This is a genomic window from Pseudomonas monteilii, from assembly GCA_001534745.1.
In the GTDB taxonomy this organism is placed as follows: domain Bacteria; phylum Pseudomonadota; class Gammaproteobacteria; order Pseudomonadales; family Pseudomonadaceae; genus Aquipseudomonas; species Aquipseudomonas alabamensis.
Window position 1 is genome coordinate 4321929 of record CP013997.1, and the last position, 19482, is coordinate 4341410.

Below are 19482 nucleotides of genomic sequence, written 5' to 3' on the forward strand. Positions count from 1 at the left end.
CCGGCGTCTTATGTCGGACGATAAACACGCACATTGGCATGTCCCTCACTGAGCAGATGATGCGCATGCAGGCGGCTCATGACGCCTCTGTCGCAATAAAGCAGGTACTGCCGGTTGGCATCGAGCTGCTTGAACCGGTTGTTGATCGCGTAGAACGGCAGGGCCTGGACCTCGATGCCGTCGAGCACCAGCGGTGCGTCTTCCTGGGCATCGGGGTGGCGGATGTCGATGACGATCTGGCCTGGCAGTGCCTCGCCGACCTCCTCGACCGCCACATCCTTGCCCAGCTCGTCGATGACGTTGTCGATCGAGATGAAGCGGGCACGCTCCAGGGCACGCTCGAGCACCGCCATGTCGAACTCCTGTTCCTCGCGCACGACGCGGTGCGGCTTGGCGCAGGTGGTCGGGTTCACCGAGATCACGCCGCAGTACTCAGGCATGTGCTTGGCGAACTCGGCGGTGCCGATCTGGTAGGCGGTGTCGATGATGTCTTGCTTGTGGCTGGCCAGCAGCGGGCGCAGGACCAGCTTGTCGGTGGCCTGGTCGATGATCGCCAGGTTCGGCAGGGTCTGGCTCGACACCTGGGAGATCGCCTCGCCGGTGACCAGCGCGTCGATCTGCAGCCGCTCGGCAATGTTAGCCGAGGCGCGCAGCATCATGCGCTTGAGGGTCACGCCCATGTAGCTGTCGTCGACCTTGCCGAGGATCTCGCCGACCACTTCCTCGAAGGGCACGCTGACGAACAGCACGCGCTGGCTGCTGCCGAACTTCTTCCACAGGTAGTGGGCGACTTCCATCACGCCCAGCTCGTGGGCGCGCCCACCCAGGTTGAAGAAGCAGAAATGGGTCATTAGGCCACGGCGCATCATCTGGTAGGCGGCGACCGTGGAGTCGAAGCCGCCGGACATCAGCACCAGGGTCTGCTCCAGGGCACCCAGCGGATAGCCGCCGATGCCGGGGTGACGGGTGTGCACGATGAACAGGCGCTGGTGACGGATCTCCAGGCGCACTTCCACCTCGGGGTGCTTGAGGTCGATGCCGGCGGCGCCGCACTGCTGGCGCAGCTGGCTGCCGACGTAGCGATCGACGTCCATCGAGGTGAAGTCATGATGACCGGCGCGCTTGCAGCGCACCGAGAAGCGCTTGCCGGCCAGCAACGGGCCAAAATGCGCGCGGCACTTGTCGACGATGTCGTCGAAGTCGCCCAGCGGGTATTCCTCGACCTGCAGGAAATGCGCGATACCCGGCATGCAGCTCATGCGCTCGACCATCTCGCGCTGGAGCTTTTCGTCCTCGACCTGGGTGTTGACCTCGAGATTGTCCCAGACACCATCGACCGACAGCGCCGGATCCAGGTCCTTGAGCACGGTACGGATGTTCTTGCCGAGCTGACGGATGAAGCGCTTGCGCACCGGCCGGCTCTTGATGGTGATCTCTGGGAAGACTTTGACGATAAGTTTCATGAAAGCGGTGCGCGCATGCCTGCCGAAAATGAGGGGCGCGAATTATAGCGGAAATGCCTGAGGGTTTGAGCAACTTTTGTACAAACGGTTTGTCATGCCCCAAATTGGTGCGTCGATTTGAAATCCTGCCTCCAAAGGGTGCGATCCTGGCCGCGCCATCGAGCCAAATGCCGCGCTCAGGCATGCAGGCGGCGCTGGCTGGCCATTTTCGGGCACTGGCATGCAATTTGCTCCCTTGTGAGGCAGGTAAGCTTGGCCGACTATGCGGGCCCAGCGACACCCTTTTCCAGGGCAGCGGCCTACCGCGCCCTAGACCATCCGGAGGACAACATGTCGAAGTCGGTTCAACTCATCAAAGATCATGACGTCAAGTGGATTGATCTGCGTTTCACGGACACCAAAGGCAAGCAGCAACACGTCACCATGCCAGCTCGCGATGCGCTGGAAGACGACTTCTTCGAAGCTGGCAAGATGTTCGACGGTTCCTCCATCGAGGGCTGGAAAGGCATCGAAGCCTCCGACATGATCCTCCTGCCGGATGACAGCACCGCCGTGCTGGACCCGTTCACCGAAGAGCCGACCCTGATCCTGGTCTGCGACGTGATCGAGCCGTCCACCATGCAGGGCTACGACCGCGACCCACGCGCCATCGCCCGCCGCGCCGAGGAATACCTCAAGTCCACCGGCATCGGCGACACCGTGTTCGTCGGTCCCGAGCCTGAGTTCTTCATCTTCGACGAAGTGAAGTTCAAGTCCGACATCTCCGGCTCGATGTTCAAGATCTACTCCGAGCAGGGTTCCTGGATGACCGACCAGGCCGTCGAAGGCGGCAACAAGGGCCACCGCCCGGGCGTCAAGGGTGGCTACTTCCCCCTGCCGCCGGTCGACCATGACCACGAAATCCGTACCGCCATGTGCAACGCCCTGGAAGAGATGGGCCAGGTGGTCGAAGTCCACCACCACGAAGTGGCGACCGCCGGTCAGAACGAAATCGGCGTGAAGTTCAACACCCTGGTGGCCAAGGCCGACGAAGTCCAGACCCTGAAGTACTGCGTGCACAACGTCGCCGACGCCTATGGCCGTACCGCGACCTTCATGCCCAAGCCTCTGTACGGCGACAACGGCTCGGGCATGCACGTGCACATGTCGATCTCCAAGGACGGCAAGAACACCTTCTCCGGCGAAGGCTATGCCGGCCTGTCCGACACCGCCCTGTACTTCATCGGCGGCATCATCAAGCACGGCAAGGCCCTGAACGGCTTCACCAACCCGGCCACCAACTCCTACAAGCGTCTGGTGCCTGGTTTCGAAGCGCCGGTCATGCTGGCCTACTCGGCGCGCAACCGCTCGGCCTCGATCCGTATCCCGTACGTATCCAGCCCGAAAGCCCGTCGTATCGAGGCACGCTTCCCGGATCCGGCAGCCAACCCGTACCTGTGCTTCGCCGCGCTGCTGATGGCCGGCCTGGACGGTATCCAGAACAAGATCCACCCAGGCGATGCCGCCGACAAGAACCTGTACGACCTGCCGCCAGAAGAGGCCAAGCAGATCCCGCAGGTCTGCGGCAGCCTGAAGGAAGCCCTGGAAGAGCTGGACAAGGGCCGCGCCTTCCTGACCAAGGGCGGCGTCTTCTCCGACGACTTCATCGATGCCTACATCGAGCTGAAGTCCGAAGAAGAGATCAAGGTGCGCACCTTCGTGCACCCACTGGAGTACGACCTGTACTACAGCCTCTGATGCACTGACGTCCTGACGTCGAGCATCCGAAACGGCCTCCCCTGGAGGCCGTTTTTCATTTTCCGATCGCTATTTGGGAAGCGTCTGACTTGAGCGCCTGGGTACGACGAGCACACTCGACGTCTCGCCCCCCGGAGACGTTCCCATGCGCCTTACCCTGTTGCTGCCGCTGATCTTGATCCTGACCGTGAGCCTGAGCCTGATAACCTTCGCCAGTTTCTCTTCTGCCACGCCCGTCGAATCGAGGCTGAAACCCCTGGTGGACCTCATCGAGCGCAGGCTGGACATTGCCGAAGCCGTCGCCTTGCACAAGTGGGACCTTGGACAGCCCGTCCAGGACGATGAGCGCGAGCGACAGATCATCGCCAGCGTGCGCCGCGAAGCGCCGAAGCATGGGCTGGATCCCGATCGGGCAGAAACGTTCTTCGTCGACCAGATGACCGCCGGGAAGCTCATCCAGCAGACCTTGCTGAACCGCTGGAAGGACAACCAACAGGCGCCCGAAACCCCACGCCAGGACTTGCGCGCCGAGCTGCGACCTCAGCTTGACGCCCTGCAGCACGAATTGCTGCGCCACCTTGCTGTCTTCGAGCAGGCGGGTATACCCACCTGTGGGCCGTGGATGTATCAGATAATAGTCTCTAGCTCAAACGACCTTCTTCGACAAGCGGCGCTCGGCGTTGCCACCCTGCAACTTTGCAAAGACGCCTGATACAGTCAATGCTCTAATTTGGTGCGTTTTACTTGTGAGCCAGGGCAAGCGCACTCTTTTATAGGGCATTCACCAAGATCGAAATACGCCTCCTTGGGGAGGCACGCCCGAATATAGGTCTTTTCCCCGAAACGCCGCTTCTTTTCGGAGCCTTGGTTTGTTTCTTGCATTTCTCGGGGACCATGGATCGCCAAGGCGCCCGCCGACGGTCCTCACCGAGGCAGCCATGTGCCAAAAGAGGTCGACGACGCCCCATGACCATCAGTGATGCCCTGCACCGTCTGCTCCTGGACAACCTGACCACTGCCACCCTGCTGCTCGACAGTGCGCTGCGCCTGGAATACATGAACCCGGCCGCCGAGATGCTGCTGGCGGTCAGCGGTCAACGCAGCCATGGGCAGTTCATCAGCGAGCTGTTCACCGAGTCGACCGAGGCGCTCAACTCGCTGCGTCAGGCCGTCGAACAGGCACACCCGTTCACCAAGCGCGAGGCACAGCTGACCTCGCTCAACGGCCAGAGCCTGACCGTCGACTACGCCGTCACGCCCATCCTCAATCAAGGCCAGACGCTGTTGCTGCTGGAGGTGCACCCGCGTGATCGCCTGTTGCGCATCACCAAGGAAGAGGCGCAGCTGTCCAAGCAGGAAACCACCAAGATGCTGGTGCGGGGCCTGGCCCACGAGATCAAGAACCCGCTGGGGGGCATCCGCGGTGCCGCCCAACTGCTGGCCCGGCAACTGCCCGGGGATGACCTGCGCGATTACACCAACGTGATCATCGAGGAAGCCGACCGCCTGCGGAACCTGGTCGACCGCATGCTGGGCTCGAACAAGCTGCCCTCCCTGGCCATGACCAACATCCACGAGGTGCTGGAGCGGGTCTGCAGCCTGGTGGAAGCCGAAAGCCAAGGCGTGATCACCCTGGTACGCGACTACGACCCGAGCCTGCCGGACGTGCTGATCGATCGCGAGCAGATGATTCAGGCCGTGCTGAACATCGTGCGCAACGCCATGCAGGCGATCGGCGCGCAGAATGAACTGCGCCTGGGCCGCATCACCTTGCGCAGCCGCGCCATGCGCCAGTTCACCATCGGTCATACCCGGCACCGCCTGGTGGCCCGCGTCGAGATCATCGACAACGGCCCCGGCATTCCAGCCGAGCTGCAGGACACCCTCTTCTACCCCATGGTCAGCGGACGCCCGGACGGTACCGGGCTCGGCCTGGCCATCACCCAGAACATCATCAGCCAGCATCAGGGCCTGATCGAATGTGACAGCCATCCTGGCCACACCACGTTCTCGATCTTCCTGCCCCTGGAACAAGGAGCCACCGCCTCATGAGCCGAAGTGAAACCGTCTGGATCGTCGACGACGACCGCTCGATCCGCTGGGTGCTGGAAAAAGCCCTGCAGCAGGAGGGCATGAACACCCAGAGTTTCGACAGCGCCGACGGGGTCATGGGCCGCCTGGCTCGCCAACAGCCGGACGTGATCATTTCCGACATTCGCATGCCCGGTGCCAGCGGCCTGGACCTGCTGGCCCAGATCCGTGAACAGTACCCCCGCCTGCCCGTGATCATCATGACCGCGCATTCGGACCTGGACAGTGCCGTGGCCTCCTATCAGGGGGGTGCCTTCGAATACCTGCCCAAGCCGTTCGACATCGACGAGGCGGTGGCGCTGGTCAAGCGCGCCAACCAGCATGCCCAGGAGCAACAGGGCCTGAGCGCGCCTGCGGTGCTGGCCCGTACGCCCGAGATCATCGGTGAGGCGCCGGCGATGCAGGAGGTGTTTCGCGCCATCGGCCGACTGAGCCATTCCAACATCACCGTGCTGATCAATGGCGAGTCCGGCACCGGCAAGGAACTGGTGGCGCATGCGCTGCACCGGCACAGCCCGCGCGCCGCATCACCGTTCATCGCACTGAACATGGCCGCCATTCCCAAGGACCTGATGGAGTCCGAGCTGTTCGGCCATGAGAAAGGTGCGTTCACCGGGGCCGCCAACCTGCGTCGCGGTCGCTTCGAGCAGGCCGACGGCGGCACGCTGTTCCTCGACGAGATCGGCGACATGCCGGCCGATACCCAGACGCGGTTGCTGCGGGTGCTGGCCGATGGCGAATTCTACAGGGTGGGTGGACACATTCCGGTGAAGGTGGACGTGCGCATCATCGCGGCGACCCACCAGAACCTGGAAACCCTGGTGCAGGCCGGCAAGTTCCGCGAAGACCTCTTCCACCGGCTGAACGTGATCCGTATCCATATCCCGCGCCTGGCCGACCGCCGCGAGGACATCCACACCCTGGCGCGGCATTTCCTGGGCCGGGCTGCACAGGAGCTGGCGGTCGAGCCGAAACTGCTCAAGCCGGAAACCGAGGCGTTCATGCGCAACCTGCCCTGGCCGGGCAACGTTCGGCAACTGGAGAACACCTGCCGCTGGATCACCGTGATGGCGTCGAGCCGTGAAGTGCTGATCGGCGACCTGCCGCCCGAGCTGCTGAACCTGCCTCAGGACGCGGCGCCGGTTTCCAACTGGGAGCAGGCCTTGCGCCAATGGGCCGACCAGGCTCTGGCGCGCGGCCAGACCAGCCTGCTGGACAGCGCCGTGCCGAGCTTCGAGCGGATCATGATCGAGACCGCACTCAAGCACACGGCCGGACGTCGACGTGATGCCGCACTACTGCTGGGCTGGGGCCGCAATACGCTGACACGCAAGATCAAGGAGCTGGAGATGAACGTCGGCGGCGCGGAAGAGGACGACGGCGAGGACCACTGAGACCGATGGAGAAGGAAAAGGCGGCTCGTGCACCGTGCTTGTGCCGCCTGCACCGCATCAAGGCAATTTTACTGGTGAGTCTCACTGGAATACCGCCGAATCCTGCGGTTTTACGGGATTTGTGAAGTTGGCACGGCGCCTGCAATAGCTCAGGTACTTCCAGTTTCGGGGACCTTGGTACAGGCAGGCCGAGATATCCCCTCTTTTATTCCCGCAGCGTCACCCTGACCCGCCAGCGCCCCGCCTCTTCTGCACCGTGCCAATCGCCGTGCAGGGGGCGGGCAGCCACCAGGGTCAACAATAACCCCTCCTTGCGCGCACGCACTTGCCAGGCCACAGGCTTGCCTTGCCATTGCACGTGGCCCTGGGCCGGCGCCCCGGTCGCGTCGAACAGCACCGCGACAGTGCCCTCCACGTTTTCGCCGTGCACCTTCGGCGCCTCGTCGAACCAGAGGTCCAGCCCCCCTTCCTGCACCAGAATCTGCTCCAGTACAGGTGTCTGGGGCGCGGTCAGCCGGCCGATCATCAGGCCGACCAGCACCCCGAACAACGCCAGGGACAGCAGCATGCGCTTCCAAGCCTTATAACGCGGGTCCGGTTCGGGGGTAGAATGCTCACCATCTTCGTGCTTGGAGCCGTGCATGTTTCACGTGATCCTTTTTCAACCTGAAATTCCGCCGAACACCGGCAACATCATTCGTCTGTGCGCCAACAGTGGCTGCCACCTGCACCTGATCGAACCGATCGGCTTCGAGCTGGACGACAAGCGCCTGCGCCGCGCCGGGCTCGACTATCACGAGTATGCCACGCTCAAGCGCCACGAAAGTCTGGCGCAGTGCCTGGAAAGCCTGGGGCAACCGCGGGTGTTCGCGTTCACCACCAAGGCGTCGCACCCGTACCATGAGGTCGCCTATGAACCAGGCGATGCGTTTCTGTTCGGGCCGGAAAGCCGCGGTTTGCCGGCCGATGTACTCGACAGCCTGCCCGCCGAACAACGGGTGCGGTTGCCGATGCAACCGGGGTGCAGGAGTCTGAACCTGTCCAACACGGTCGCGGTGGCGGTCTATGAGGCGTGGCGCCAGCAGGACTTCAGGTAGCACGCAGCGGGGCTCGAGAGCGCCGTGGCAGCGGGCGTTCGAGGCGGTGACGTCACGAGCCTATCGCTGGCAAGCCAGCTCCCACAACGCTCGCAGAGTTCGCCGAAAGACGGAGACGCTCATGCCTACCTGCAAGAGCAAGCTCCTGCAAAGGCTCATGCGGTTTTCCGAAAGGCGGGGGTCGTTCATGCCGACCTGTGGGCTTGTCCGCGAGAGCGGTAGCCGCTTCGCCGCATGCCTCGACCCTGGTGTATCACTGGCAGACCAGCGCCTGCCAAGGCCTGTTGCAGGCCAGTAACGATGGCAGGGTATCGGCCCGAGGCATTGCCAGCGGGCCGAAAGCCTTGGCTTACTGCTGAGTCGGCGCCTCGCCGGCTTCCTGCATGCGCTGCATTTCCTGCGCGTACAGGGCGTCGAAGTTGACCGGCGACAGCATCAGGGCCGGGAACGAACCACGGGTCACCAGGCTGTCCAGGGTCTCGCGCGCGTAGGGGAACAGGATGTTCGGGCAGAACGCACCTAGGGTGTGGCTCATCGAGGACGCGTCGAGGTTCTTGATCAGGAAGATGCCCGCCTGCTGAACTTCGGCGATGAACGCGACTTCTTCACCGTTCTTGACCGTGACCGACAAGGTCAGGACCACTTCGTGGAAGTCGCCTTCCAGGGCCTTCTGCTTGGTGTTCAGGTCCAGCGCGACGCTCGGCTCCCACTGCTGGCGGAAGATCGCCGGGCTCTTGGGGGCTTCGAACGACAGGTCACGCACGTAGATGCGCTGCATGGAGAACTGCGGGGAAGTGTCTTCGGCCGCGCCGGTGGTCTGTTGGTCAGTCATGGCAGATCCTTATCCTGAAAGAGGGTGGAACAGTGGGGGCATCACGCCTCGAGCAGCGCGTCGAGCCGACCGGCGCGCTCGAGGGCGTGGAGTTCGTCGCAACCGCCGACGTGGGTGTCACCGATCCAGATCTGCGGCACCGACGTGCGGCCGGCCTTCTGGCTCATCTCGGCGCGCAGCTGCGGCTTGCCGTCGACCCTGATCTCCTCGAAGTCGACGCCTTTGCGGGTCAGCAGCTGCTTGGCGCGGATGCAGTAGGGGCAATAATCGCTGGAGTAGATGAGGACGGGCTTCATATCACTTCACCAAAGGCAGGTTGTCGGCTTTCCAGCTGGACACGCCGCCGCTGAGCTTGGCGGCGGTGAAGCCGGACTTGAGCAGTTCGCGGCAGTGCGTGCCGGCGTGCTGGCCCATGCTGTCGACCAGGATGAGGGTCTTGGCCTTGTGCTTTTCCAGCTCGCCCACGCGGCCGAGCAGCTTGTCCTGCGGGATGTTCAGGGCGCCGACGATGTGGCCTGCGGCGTATTCCTTGGCAGGACGGATGTCGATGACCACGGCCTTGTCGGCGTTGACCAGCGCGGTCAGCTGGCCATTGCTCAGGCTCTGGCCGCCGCGACGCATTTCGTTGACCAGCAGCAGAACCAGCAGAACGACGAAGATCGCCACCAAGAGCATGTGGTTGGTAGCGAATTGAATCAGGTTGGCAACCATCGATGGGTGTTCCAGGCGAATGAAAATGTCGGCCAGTATACACACCGCCCCTGGCCCACCAAAGCCCGACCGGCGCCTGGAAAGATCTTGTCATCCACTGGCGAGTCGACCCGATCGACGGCCCGCCGGACGAATGTTCGTCAGCCCCGGTGAATTTGCCCTAAAATGCGTGTCCTTATCCTCTTTGACAATTGTGAGTGGGATCCGATGACGAGTACGCCCAAACCCTTGGTCCTGATCATCCTGGATGGCTTCGGGCACAGCGAGAGCCCCGAGTACAACGCCATCCACGCCGCGAACACGCCGGTCTACGATCGCCTGCGCGCCACCCTGCCCCACGGGCTGATCTCGGGCTCCGGGATGGACGTCGGCCTGCCGGACGGGCAGATGGGCAACTCCGAAGTCGGACACATGAACCTGGGCGCCGGGCGCGTCGTGTACCAGGACTTCACCCGCGTCACCAAGGCCATCCGCGACGGCGAGTTCTTCGAGAACCCGGTGCTGACTGGCGCCGTGGACAAGGCCGTGAGCGCCGGCAAGGCGGTCCACGTCCTGGGCCTGCTGTCGGACGGTGGCGTCCACAGTCACCAGGACCACCTGGTCGCCATGGTCGAGCTGGCAGCCCAGCGTGGCGCCGAGAAGATCTACCTGCACGCCTTCCTCGACGGTCGCGACACCGCGCCGCGCAGCGCCCAGGCGTCCATCGAACTGATGGACGCCACGTTCGCCCGCCTGGGCAAAGGCCGCATCGCCAGCCTGATCGGCCGTTACTTCGCGATGGACCGCGACAACCGTTGGGACCGCGTCAGCGCAGCCTACAACCTGATCGTCGACAGCACCGCCGACTACACCGCCGACACCGCCCTGGCTGGCCTGCAGGCGGCCTACGCACGGGACGAGAGCGACGAATTCGTCAAGGCCACGCGCATTGGCGAGGCGGTCACGGTCGACGATGGCGATGCGGTGATCTTCATGAACTTCCGCGCCGACCGCGCCCGCGAACTGTCGCGCGCCTTCGTCGAGCCGGACTTCAGCGAATTCCCACGGGCGCGCCTGCCCAAGCTCGCGGCCTACATCGGCCTGACCCAGTACTCGGCCAAGATCGCGGCACCGGCGGCCTTCGCACCGGCCAGCCTGGACAACGTATTGGGCGAGTACCTGGCCAAGCACGGCAAGACCCAGCTGCGCATCGCCGAGACCGAGAAGTACGCCCACGTGACCTTCTTCTTCTCTGGTGGCCGTGAGGAACCGTTCGAAGGTGAAGAGCGCATCCTGATCCCCTCGCCGAAGGTCGCGACCTACGACCTGCAACCGGAGATGAACGCGCCGCAAGTCACCGACCGCATCGTCGAGGCCATCGAGCAGCAGCGCTTCGACGTGATCATCGTCAACTACGCCAACGGCGACATGGTCGGTCATACCGGCGTGTTCGCGGCGGCCGTCAAGGCGGTCGAGGCGCTCGACACCTGCGTGGGCCGCATCGTCGAGGCCCTGGACAAGGTCGGCGGCGAGGCGCTGGTGACCGCCGACCATGGCAACGTCGAGCAGATGGAAGACGAAAGCACGGGCCAGGCGCACACCGCGCACACCACCGAGCCGGTACCGTTCATCTATGTCGGCAAGCGCAGCCTCAAGGTCCGCGAAGGCGGCGTCCTGGCGGACGTGGCGCCGACCATGCTCAAGCTGCTGGGCCTGGAACAGCCGGCCGAAATGACCGGCACATCGATCCTGATCGACGCCTGAGCCCTGCCTTTCGCCAGCTCGCAGGAGCGGCCCAGGCCGCCGACGCTGGCTGGCGACGGCATCGCTGGCGTCCTGGATGCCCGCAAGCATTTTTTTTGTGCGCCATGGCGGGCATACTAGGTCGATCTCCATCCCCGGTATGCCCACCCCATGCTTCGCGCCCTGATCCCCTTAGCCCTGACCTGCCTGCTGAGCCCGGCCTTCGCCGACGAACGCGCGCAGACCCAGCAGCAGCTGGACGCCACACGCCAGGATATCGTCGAGCTGCAGAAGGTCCTGCGTAAACTGGAAGCGGAAAAGTCCGGGGTGCAGAAAGACCTCAAGGCCACCGAGACCGATATCGGCACCCTGGAAAAGCAGGTGGAGGCCCTGCAGGAGTCGCTAAAAAAGACCGAGGGCGAACTGGAGCGCCTTGATCTCGAGAAAAAAAAACTCCAGTCCGCCCGCCTCGAACAACAACGCCTGATCGCCATCCAGGCGCGCTCGGCCTATCAGAACGGCCGTGAGGAATACCTCAAGCTGCTGCTCAACCAGCAGAACCCGGAGCGGTTCGCCCGCACGCTGACCTACTACGATTACCTGAGCAAGGCGCGTCTGGCGCAACTGCATGCCTTCAACCAGACCCTGAAGCAGTTGGCGGGCGTCGAGCAGGACATCGCCCGGCAACAGGCGCAGCTGCTGGCCGAGCGTGGCAACCTCGACAGCCGCCGGCAGGAACTCGAAGCCGTGCGCAGCGAGCGCCGCCAGGTGCTGGCCAAGCTCAACGCCGACATGAAGGACCGCGACCAGAAGCTTCAGGCACGCCAGCAGGACCAGGCCGAGCTGGGCAAGGTGCTCAAGACCATCGAGGAAACCTTGGCCCGCCAGGCGCGGGAGGCCGAAGAAGCGCGCCAGCGTGCCCTGCTCGCCCAGCAGGAGGCCGAGCGTCGTCAACGGGAGGCCCAGGCCCGCGCCCAGGCCAGTCGCGAGACCCAGGACACGCCGCCGCCGCCAACGCCGACGCCTCCGCGCACCTCCAGCGGTCCGCTGGTCAGCAGCGGCGGCGCCAGTTATGGGGGGGCTTTTTCTGCCGCCCGTGGAAAACTTCCATGGCCAGTCGATGGTCGACTGCTGGCACGTTTCGGCGATGCACGCGGCGGCGACGTCAGGGCCAAGTGGGACGGCGTGATGATCGGTGCCCCGGTCGGCACGCGCGTACGCGCCGTGCACGGCGGTCGCGTGGTGTTCGCCGAGTGGTTGCGGGGCGCGGGGCTGTTGGTCATTCTCGACCACGGCAACGGCTACCTGAGCCTGTATGGTCACAACCAGAGCCTGCTCAAGAGCGCCGGTGACATCGTCAAGGCGGGCGAAGCCATTTCCACCGTCGGCGACAGCGGTGGGCAGGAAAGCGCGGGCTTGTACTTCGCGATCCGCCAGCAAGGCCGTCCGAGCGACCCGACCCAGTGGTGTCGAGGCTAGCCGGCGGTTCGTTCATCGTGCGGCGCAGTGCCGTTTCACGGCGCCGATGCTCCCCAGAGGGGCGCCATCAGGATCAGGAGTTCGTTCGACATGCTGCATTCGCCTCGCCTCTCTCAGTTGGCCCTGACCGTCGCCTTGGTCATGGGCGCGCCCGCGCTACTGGCCGCCGAGCCGGCTGCCCGCGTCATCCCCTCGGCCACCGAAGCCACGCCCCAGGGGCCGCTGCCGCTGGACGAGCTGCGGACCTTCGCCGAGGTGATGGACCGGATCAAGGCGGCCTACGTCGAACCCGTGGACGACAAGACCCTGCTGGAAAACGCCATCAAGGGCATGCTCAGCAACCTGGACCCCCACTCGGCCTACCTGGGTCCGGAGGACTTCCAGGAGTTGCAGGAAAGCACCAGCGGCGAGTTCGGTGGGTTGGGCATCGAGGTCGGGATGGAGGACAACTTCATCAAGGTCGTCTCGCCGATCGACGACACGCCGGCCTCCCGCGCGGGCATCCAGGCGGGCGACCTGATCGTCAAGATCAACGGCCAGCCGACGCGTGGCCAGTCCATGACCGAAGCCGTCGACAAGATGCGCGGCAAGATCGGCGACAAGATCACCCTGACCTTGATACGCAACGGCGGCAATCCGTTCGACGTGACCCTGGCGCGCGCCGTGATCCAGGTCAAGAGCGTCAAGAGCCAGCTCATGGAGAGCGATTACGGCTACATCCGCATCACCCAATTCCAGGTCAAGACCGGCGAGGAAGTCGGCAAGGCCCTGGCCAAGCTGCGCAAGGACAATGGCAAGAAATTGCGCGGGATCGTGCTGGACCTGCGCAACAACCCAGGCGGGGTTCTGCAATCGGCGGTCGAAGTGGCGGATCACTTCCTGACCAAGGGGCTGATCGTCTACACCAAAGGCCGGATCCCCAACTCCGAGCTGCGCTTCTCCGCCGACCCGGCCGACGCCAGCGAGCATGTGCCGCTGGTGGTACTGATCAACGGCGGCAGCGCCTCGGCCTCGGAAATCGTCGCCGGCGCGTTGCAGGATCAGAAACGCGCCGTGCTGATGGGCACCGACAGCTTCGGCAAGGGCTCGGTGCAGACCGTGCTACCGCTGAACAACGACCGTGCCCTGAAGCTCACCACGGCGCTGTACTTCACCCCCAACGGACGTTCGATCCAGGCCCAGGGCATCGTTCCGGACATCGAGGTGCGCCAGGCCAAGCTCACCGCCGAGGCCGACACCGAGAACTTCAAGGAAGCCGACCTGCAGGGCCACCTGGGCAATGGTAACGGCGGTGCCGATCGTCCTTCGGGCGGCAAGCGCAAGGAACGTCCTCAGGATGACGACTTCCAGTTGAGCCAGGCGCTCAGCCTGCTCAAGGGCCTCAACATCACCAAGGGCGCGTGACCCTGCTCATGCGCGCCATCCTGTTCGCGCTGGCCTGGTTGCTGGCCAGCGTCGCCCAGGCGGCGCCGGCCAAGGCCTACCTGACCCTGATCATCGACGACCTCGGGCAGAACGTGGCTCGCGACAATCGGGTGCTGGCCCTGCCGGGGCCGGTGACCCTGGCGATCATGCCCGACACGCCCCATGCCACCACCTTCGCCCGGCAAGGCCACGCGGCTGGCAAGACGGTGATCCTGCACATGCCCATGGATCCGGCCACCGGTCCCTACGCGTGGCACCCCGGCCTGCCGACCGCCACGTTGGCCACGCGCCTGGCGAACGCGCTGGACAAGGTGCCCTTTGCGGCCGGGATCAACAACCACATGGGCAGCCGCATGACGTCGCAGCCCGAGGCGATGACCGGGTTGATGGAAGACCTGCAACGGCGTGGCCTGTTCTTCGTCGACAGCCGCACCAGCGCTGCCACGGTGGCGGCCGCCAAGGCACAGGCCATCGGCCTGGCGCATGTCTCGCGGGACGTGTTTCTGGACGACGTGCGCACGCCGGAGGCGATTGCCGGCCAGTTGCGCATCGGCATCGAGCTGGCACGCCGGCAAGGCTCGGCAGTCCTGATCGGCCACCCCTACCCGCAGACGCTCGAGGTGCTGGAGCGCGAGCTGCCCCGGCTCAAGGGCCAGGGCATCGAATGGATCGAGATTCACCAGATGATCGCGCAGCGCAGCAACCTGGCCATGCCAGCCCACGGCAAACAGGGGCGCTACCCCGGTCGCTAGCAGGCCAGGGCGCCGTCAGTCGAACGGAATCAAGCCTTCCACCTGCTCCAGGCGCAGGTCGCTGCGGTAGATGGCCAGCAGGTCCTTGCCCGTGGCCGCGGCGCGCAGTTGGGCCTCGCGACCGAGCTTGCGCTGAGACCACAGTTTCAAGTGCCCCTTGCTGAACGCCCTACCCGGTGCCGTGGCGCTCGGGTAGTGAAAGTGTGCCTCCCACAGCCCCTGACCGCGCTCCTCTCCCGGCCGTGGCAGGCGCCTGATCTGATAGACATCCAGGTAATCCCCCGGCCCCAGCATCTTGCGTTCCGTCACGCGCGCAAGGGTGACCTGGCCATGCTGCATCAGGAACGCCAGGCTCTGCGCGGTAGGGTGGCTGGTCGACAAGTGGAGTCCGGTCAACAGGTCCTGTCGCGCCGCCTGCAAGCGTTCGATGCTGCTCGTCAGGTTGCGATGCAAAGCCTCGTCCAGGTCACTTCGGGGCAACTTCGCCTGCACGGTGAGCAGTTTCTCCACGTGCCAATCGATGACCGAGGCCAGCCCATGCGGCTCGTCAGACTTGACGTACTGGCGCGCCAGGCGGATGACCGACTCGACTTCGGCGATCAGCGCCTGGGCACGCTGTCGCAGTGCGCCCGGATCCTGAACGGGCGTAGGCGTCTCGATAGGGGTCGAGGCGTCTTCGAACCATTCGCTGCCATGCTGCCGGAAGGTCTTGAGCACCTGGTTGGTATGCGCATCGCGCTGTTCGATCACGGCCACGCCATCGACCTCCGCCTCGACGCCGACCACGCTACGTCCTCGCTGCGTGCGTACCACGTGCCGTCGGCCACCACCGCGCGACGGATAGACAGTCGGACGCGGGACCCGGGGCTCGGCCAGTTCCTTCTCGCGTACCGCCTCGGCCAGCTCCTTCTCGGCCAACGCCTTGAGCCGCTCGAGCGTTTCGCGGTACCGTTTGAGCGTTTCGGCGCGCAGCGTATTGCCCGATACGTTGCTCAGGTAATCGAGGGACACCAACGTTTCCTCGTACCCTTCCAGTACCCCGTTGAGCACGCTGATCTGGGCCTCCAGAGGCAGATCGCTGCCGGCCAGTTCACCGTGCGCGGAGCCGGCGCTTCTCAGGGCCTCCCCGGCGATACCGGCCTCGATTCGACGCAGTGTGCGTTCGTCGGCGCCTGACAGACGATCGATGCTCAGTTCGCCCAGGTCGATCAGCAGGCGAAACTCGATGTCCACCGCATTGAGTCGATGCTGCCGGGTGATGCCCGCGAGCCAGCGGTGCTTGTCCAGACGGGCACCCGTGTCGTCATCCTTGAAATTGATCGAGCTGTCGCTGAGGGTGGACGCCAACAGCCCCTCGAACTGCCGGGAGACCTCGACCAGATCGGTCTCCCACTTCACCACTTTTGCCAGCACCTCGCGGTAGGCATGGTACTGTCGGATCTCGTCCTCGCCTTCGGGACGGATCGCGATGGTATCGGCCAGCGCTTCCAGGCTCTCGGCATTGATCAGCGCGGCGATCTCGTTGTAGAAGATCTCGCAGTGCTCGAGCAATTCCTTGCGCGTGGCCGACCGATGGACCTGCACCGTCTCATCGAGCAGGGGCTCGCCGTGACGCAGCTCAGCAATATCGTTCATCAGCCGATCGTGTTTCAACCCATTGTCGATCAGCGCCTTGATGTCGTAGACGACGGTTTCCCGGATCCGTTTTCCAAGGTCGCGCAGCATCGTCAGTTCCCGTACCTGCAACTCGCTTGGCTGCTCGACAGCCTCGAGCGCTCGGATCTGCGCGGTCTTGTCCAGCAGCAGGTCGCGGTGCATGCCCAAGACGCGTGACAGCTCGTTGCGGCGGTCGGTCAACTGGAGTTCATCGTCCTTCAGGGTTTCCAGACGCTTGCGGTTCTTCTCGCGCAGCAGTTGCAGCCGACCTTTCGGCATGCCGCCGCGAAGCCGCAGCCGGGCATCGACCCGCCAGACACCGAACTCGAGCACCAGCCACGGCCCTGGCTCGCCGCGCTCGCCCATCACGCGAACACCGTCCCCGGCCAGTTCGACGTGGTACACATCGCCCTGCATGATCACATACAAGCGCTCATTCACCGCGTACAGCCCCGTGGCCGTGGCGGAGTGCCCCGTCAGGTCGATGCCCGAGCGCAAGGCCAGCAGACGTTCGCGCTGGTCAGCCGGCAGGACATTGAACCCCCGGGTGCCCTGCCAGGCGAACTCCAGGTGCGTGCCACGCCTGTCGGCCAGGCCCTGCACCGACACGACCGGCCCGCGTACCGGCTCGATCGCGCGAGGCAGGGGCATTGCCTCTGGTGTGCGCAGGGCGCCGGGGATGAGCCGTTTCGACAAGCGGGGCTGAGGAGGCGAGGCCGCTGCGGGCAGCAGGGTGTGCGCCACGGCCATGCCCAGGCCGAGCACCAGGTCGACCACGGCCGCCGAGCGTTCGAAGGCCGTGCCTTCCACAAGGGCCGGCAGGTCGTGCTCGAGGCTGGCGACCCCCTGCACCAGCCACGCCACCGCAGCCGCCGGCCCTCGCAGGATCAGGCTGACGACGTCGAACAGCAGCCAGGCGCCCTGTACCAGCGAAGCCCAACGCCTCTCCGCATCGGAGAGCGACTGCCGATCGGCCAGTTCGATGAGCAGGTCACGGTTGGCCTGGTAGAGCCTGTCGTCGACATGGTCGAGCCAGAAGCGCGTCTGCAGCACTGCCGGACCGGCCGAGGACGGCCCTGTCGAATCGTCCTCGATCGGTTGCAACCGGTGAGGCTCGCGGAAGCCCCCATGGTCGTACACACGCCGGGCTTGCGCAGGCAGCCAGTCGAGCACGCTGTCGTGCAGGTCGCCGGGGCTGGCGATGGCCGCGAAGAGCGCCTCCAGGCTCTTGAAGGCCCGTAGTGGGGCATGACGGTAGAGCGGCCGGTACAAGATCACCACCCTGGGCTCGGCCGAAAACAGGACATACATGCCACGCACCACGTCCGCCGTGTCGGCCTTGGGCTCGGACAGGAAAGCCAGGGGCATGAGCGCGATGGCGGGCAGACGGCGGTCCACCTGCCCACGGCAATAGTCGACCACGCACTGCAACGCGGCCTCGTCGAGCGTGCCAGCCAGTTTTGCCGCGAGCGCTGCGCTCAGCAGCGAGCAGCGCCACTCGCGGGCGAAGCAGGCGATGCGCTGGGCCCTGCCGCCGGGCTCGTCCATGGCGCGCGCGACGTAGGCCGGGTAGTGACCGCCGATGTCGACACGGCGCACCAGGGCATCGAGGTAACGAGGGGTCAGCCAGTCCATGATCAGTTGCCCCTGGCGATGTTCGACCGCGATCAGCACGGCGTCCTGATAGGCACCGGGCGCGCCGATGGCGTAATCGAGAAAGCTCGCCTGGTACGTCTGCACATGCCCGTCGCCGGGCCCGACCCCTGCACCGCCCGGCTGGCCATGCGCGACGCGCAAGGTCAGCAGAAGGTCGTCGGGGAAGTAATTGGCATCGTCCGGGTGATCGGCCAGCAACGCCTGTCGCAATTGCTGACGCGCATACTGGCGCAGGTCGAGGATGGCGTCGCGGGAGGTGCAACCGGAGGCATCGCTTTGCGCGAGGGCCAGCTCGAACAGGGCCGCCTGGCAGGCGAACCCGTCCGCTGGCGACAGATGACGCAGACCGATCGGCAGGACCAGGGCAGGCTGGCTGTCGACCCGATAGCCTTCGATGAACGCGGCGGATGGATCGCTCAAGGTGGCGAACAGGTCATCGAGTGTTTCGGGGTCCTTGCATTGCCAGTAGTAGGTCTCGCCCAGGGCATCGAGCAGGCCCTCGAGCAGCAGAGCGGACTGCCTGGCGAACGGATCACCCTCCAGCGGATAGCGGGTCCACGTCAAGGTCTCGAAGCAGTAATGCTCGGCCAGCTCGTCGCACAGCGCCGCCTCGAAGGCCTCGAGGGTGTCGAAGGCGCGGATCACGCTCGACGGCGCGCACCAGAGCAGGATCCGTCGCTCGTCATAATCGACGTCGATCAACAGGTTGGGCAGCAGCGTCTGGCGCACCCCCGCGCCGTTCGTCAGATGCGCCTCGACCGCAAAGACCGCCGGCTGGGCCTCGCCGCCCTTCAGCACGCCATGGATGCAGGCCGTCTGCTGCCGGTCGAGACCTTGCAGCGGCAGGTTCTCCAGCCAGGCGGACTTGATGATCAGCTGCAGCCAGCGATCACGGCTCACGCCCAGGCTGCCAGGTGCGGACCAATAGTCGACCTGGGCCTGGCAGAACTGCTGGACCAGGGTCTGTCGCAGCGCATCGATCGCGTCCAGCTGCGCATCGATCGACAGTGCACCGTCCTGCACGAGGCCCTGCGCCTCCCTGAACGGGTGCTCGGCGCCTGCGACGATCATGAACTCGCCTCCTTGCAGGCCACGTGAGCGCAGTGGCTCGCCACGGATCATCGACTCGAGCAACGCCTCCACCAGCGGCTGACGTGCCCAGTACACATAGGCGGACGATGACGTCTCGCTGGCCTGGGGGATCAGCAGCACGATCGAGTCGGCATCGGGCAGGTCGGCGGCCGCCACTGCCGGGTGCGCGGCGGCCAGCAAGGACAGCAGATGGGTAGCGGCCACCTGACGCACGGTGGGCCGTGCGGCGAACTCGCTGGCGACCGCGTGTCTGTAGTCCTGGGCGAGGTGGGTTCGGGATGTCATGCGCATTGCTCCTGTGGGTCAATGCGGCGGACGGTAGAAGGGATCGGTACACGCGCGGCGGTACATAAGGCAGGGACCGGCAGGCGCAAG

General features: G+C 64.9%; 15 protein-coding genes. 9 read left to right on the top strand and 6 right to left on the bottom strand.

The annotated features are described in order from the left end of the window. Nucleotides 1-8: 8 nt before the first annotated feature. On the bottom strand, nucleotides 9-1463 hold the full coding sequence (locus APT63_18515; GenBank protein ID AMA47461.1) for a tRNA 4-thiouridine(8) synthase ThiI: 1455 nt from the start codon (nucleotides 1461-1463) through the stop codon (nucleotides 9-11). Nucleotides 1464-1793: 330 nt separating this feature from the next. Between APT63_18515 and glnA the strand changes: the two genes are divergently transcribed. From glnA to glnG, 4 genes are all read left to right on the top strand, one after another. Beyond that, a complete protein-coding gene (glnA, locus tag APT63_18520; protein ID AMA47462.1) occupies nucleotides 1794-3200 on the top strand; it encodes a glutamine synthetase in 1407 nt (468 codons plus the stop codon). Between the two features lie 256 nt (nucleotides 3201-3456). After that, nucleotides 3457-3912 carry a chorismate mutase gene (locus tag APT63_18525; GenBank protein ID AMA47942.1) on the top strand — a complete coding sequence of 152 codons (456 nt, stop codon included), beginning with the start codon at nucleotides 3457-3459 and terminating at the stop codon, nucleotides 3910-3912. A 254-nt stretch (nucleotides 3913-4166) separates the two neighbouring features. After that, nucleotides 4167-5252 (top strand): PAS domain-containing sensor histidine kinase, encoded by a 1086-nt coding sequence (locus APT63_18530; protein AMA47463.1) that lies wholly within the window; start codon nucleotides 4167-4169, stop codon nucleotides 5250-5252. Then, nucleotides 5249-6685 carry a nitrogen regulation protein NR(I) gene (glnG, locus tag APT63_18535; protein AMA47464.1) on the top strand — a complete coding sequence of 479 codons (1437 nt, stop codon included), beginning with the start codon at nucleotides 5249-5251 and terminating at the stop codon, nucleotides 6683-6685. Before APT63_18530 ends, glnG begins: the two co-directional genes overlap by 4 nt. 205 nt (nucleotides 6686-6890) lie before the next feature. Here the strand turns inward: glnG and APT63_18540 are convergent, their stop codons facing one another. Further along, nucleotides 6891-7328, bottom strand: coding sequence for a hypothetical protein (locus tag APT63_18540; GenBank protein ID AMA47465.1), 438 nt, complete (start codon nucleotides 7326-7328; stop codon nucleotides 6891-6893). On the opposite strand from APT63_18540, the gene APT63_18545 reads away from it, so the two are divergent. Beyond that, nucleotides 7327-7782 (top strand): tRNA (cytosine(34)-2'-O)-methyltransferase TrmL, encoded by a 456-nt coding sequence (locus tag APT63_18545; GenBank protein ID AMA47466.1) that lies wholly within the window; start codon nucleotides 7327-7329, stop codon nucleotides 7780-7782. The two genes, APT63_18540 and APT63_18545, sit on opposite strands and share 2 nt — an antisense overlap. Nucleotides 7783-8131: 349 nt before the next feature. On the opposite strand, the gene APT63_18550 is transcribed toward APT63_18545, so the two are convergent. From APT63_18550 to APT63_18560, 3 genes are read right to left on the bottom strand one after another with little or no spacing between them, the layout of a single operon-like run. After that, nucleotides 8132-8614 (bottom strand): preprotein translocase subunit SecB, encoded by a 483-nt coding sequence (locus APT63_18550; GenBank protein ID AMA47467.1) that lies wholly within the window; start codon nucleotides 8612-8614, stop codon nucleotides 8132-8134. Between the two features lie 41 nt (nucleotides 8615-8655). Next, nucleotides 8656-8910, bottom strand: coding sequence for a glutaredoxin (locus APT63_18555; protein ID AMA47468.1), 255 nt, complete (start codon nucleotides 8908-8910; stop codon nucleotides 8656-8658). Nucleotide 8911: 1 nt separating this feature from the next. After that, nucleotides 8912-9325 carry a sulfurtransferase gene (locus APT63_18560; GenBank protein AMA47469.1) on the bottom strand — a complete coding sequence of 138 codons (414 nt, stop codon included), beginning with the start codon at nucleotides 9323-9325 and terminating at the stop codon, nucleotides 8912-8914. Nucleotides 9326-9532: 207 nt separating this feature from the next. On the opposite strand from APT63_18560, the gene APT63_18565 reads away from it, so the two are divergent. From APT63_18565 to APT63_18580, 4 genes are all read left to right on the top strand, one after another. Further along, on the top strand, nucleotides 9533-11068 hold the full coding sequence (locus APT63_18565; protein AMA47470.1) for a 2,3-bisphosphoglycerate-independent phosphoglycerate mutase: 1536 nt from the start codon (nucleotides 9533-9535) through the stop codon (nucleotides 11066-11068). A 150-nt stretch (nucleotides 11069-11218) separates the two neighbouring features. After that, a complete protein-coding gene (locus tag APT63_18570) occupies nucleotides 11219-12526 on the top strand; it encodes a peptidase M23 (GenBank protein AMA47471.1) in 1308 nt (435 codons plus the stop codon). Between the two features lie 90 nt (nucleotides 12527-12616). Further along, complete coding sequence (locus APT63_18575; protein ID AMA47472.1) at nucleotides 12617-13930, top strand: peptidase S41; 1314 nt, start codon at nucleotides 12617-12619, stop codon at nucleotides 13928-13930. 8 nt (nucleotides 13931-13938) lie between these two features. Further along, entirely contained in the window at nucleotides 13939-14703 is a 765-nt protein-coding gene (locus APT63_18580; GenBank protein ID AMA47473.1) for a hypothetical protein, read from the top strand. A gap of 15 nt (nucleotides 14704-14718) precedes the next feature. Here APT63_18580 and APT63_18585 read toward each other — a convergent pair whose 3' ends face one another. Further along, complete coding sequence (locus APT63_18585; protein AMA47474.1) at nucleotides 14719-19392, bottom strand: hypothetical protein; 4674 nt, start codon at nucleotides 19390-19392, stop codon at nucleotides 14719-14721. Nucleotides 19393-19482: the final 90 nt, after the last annotated feature.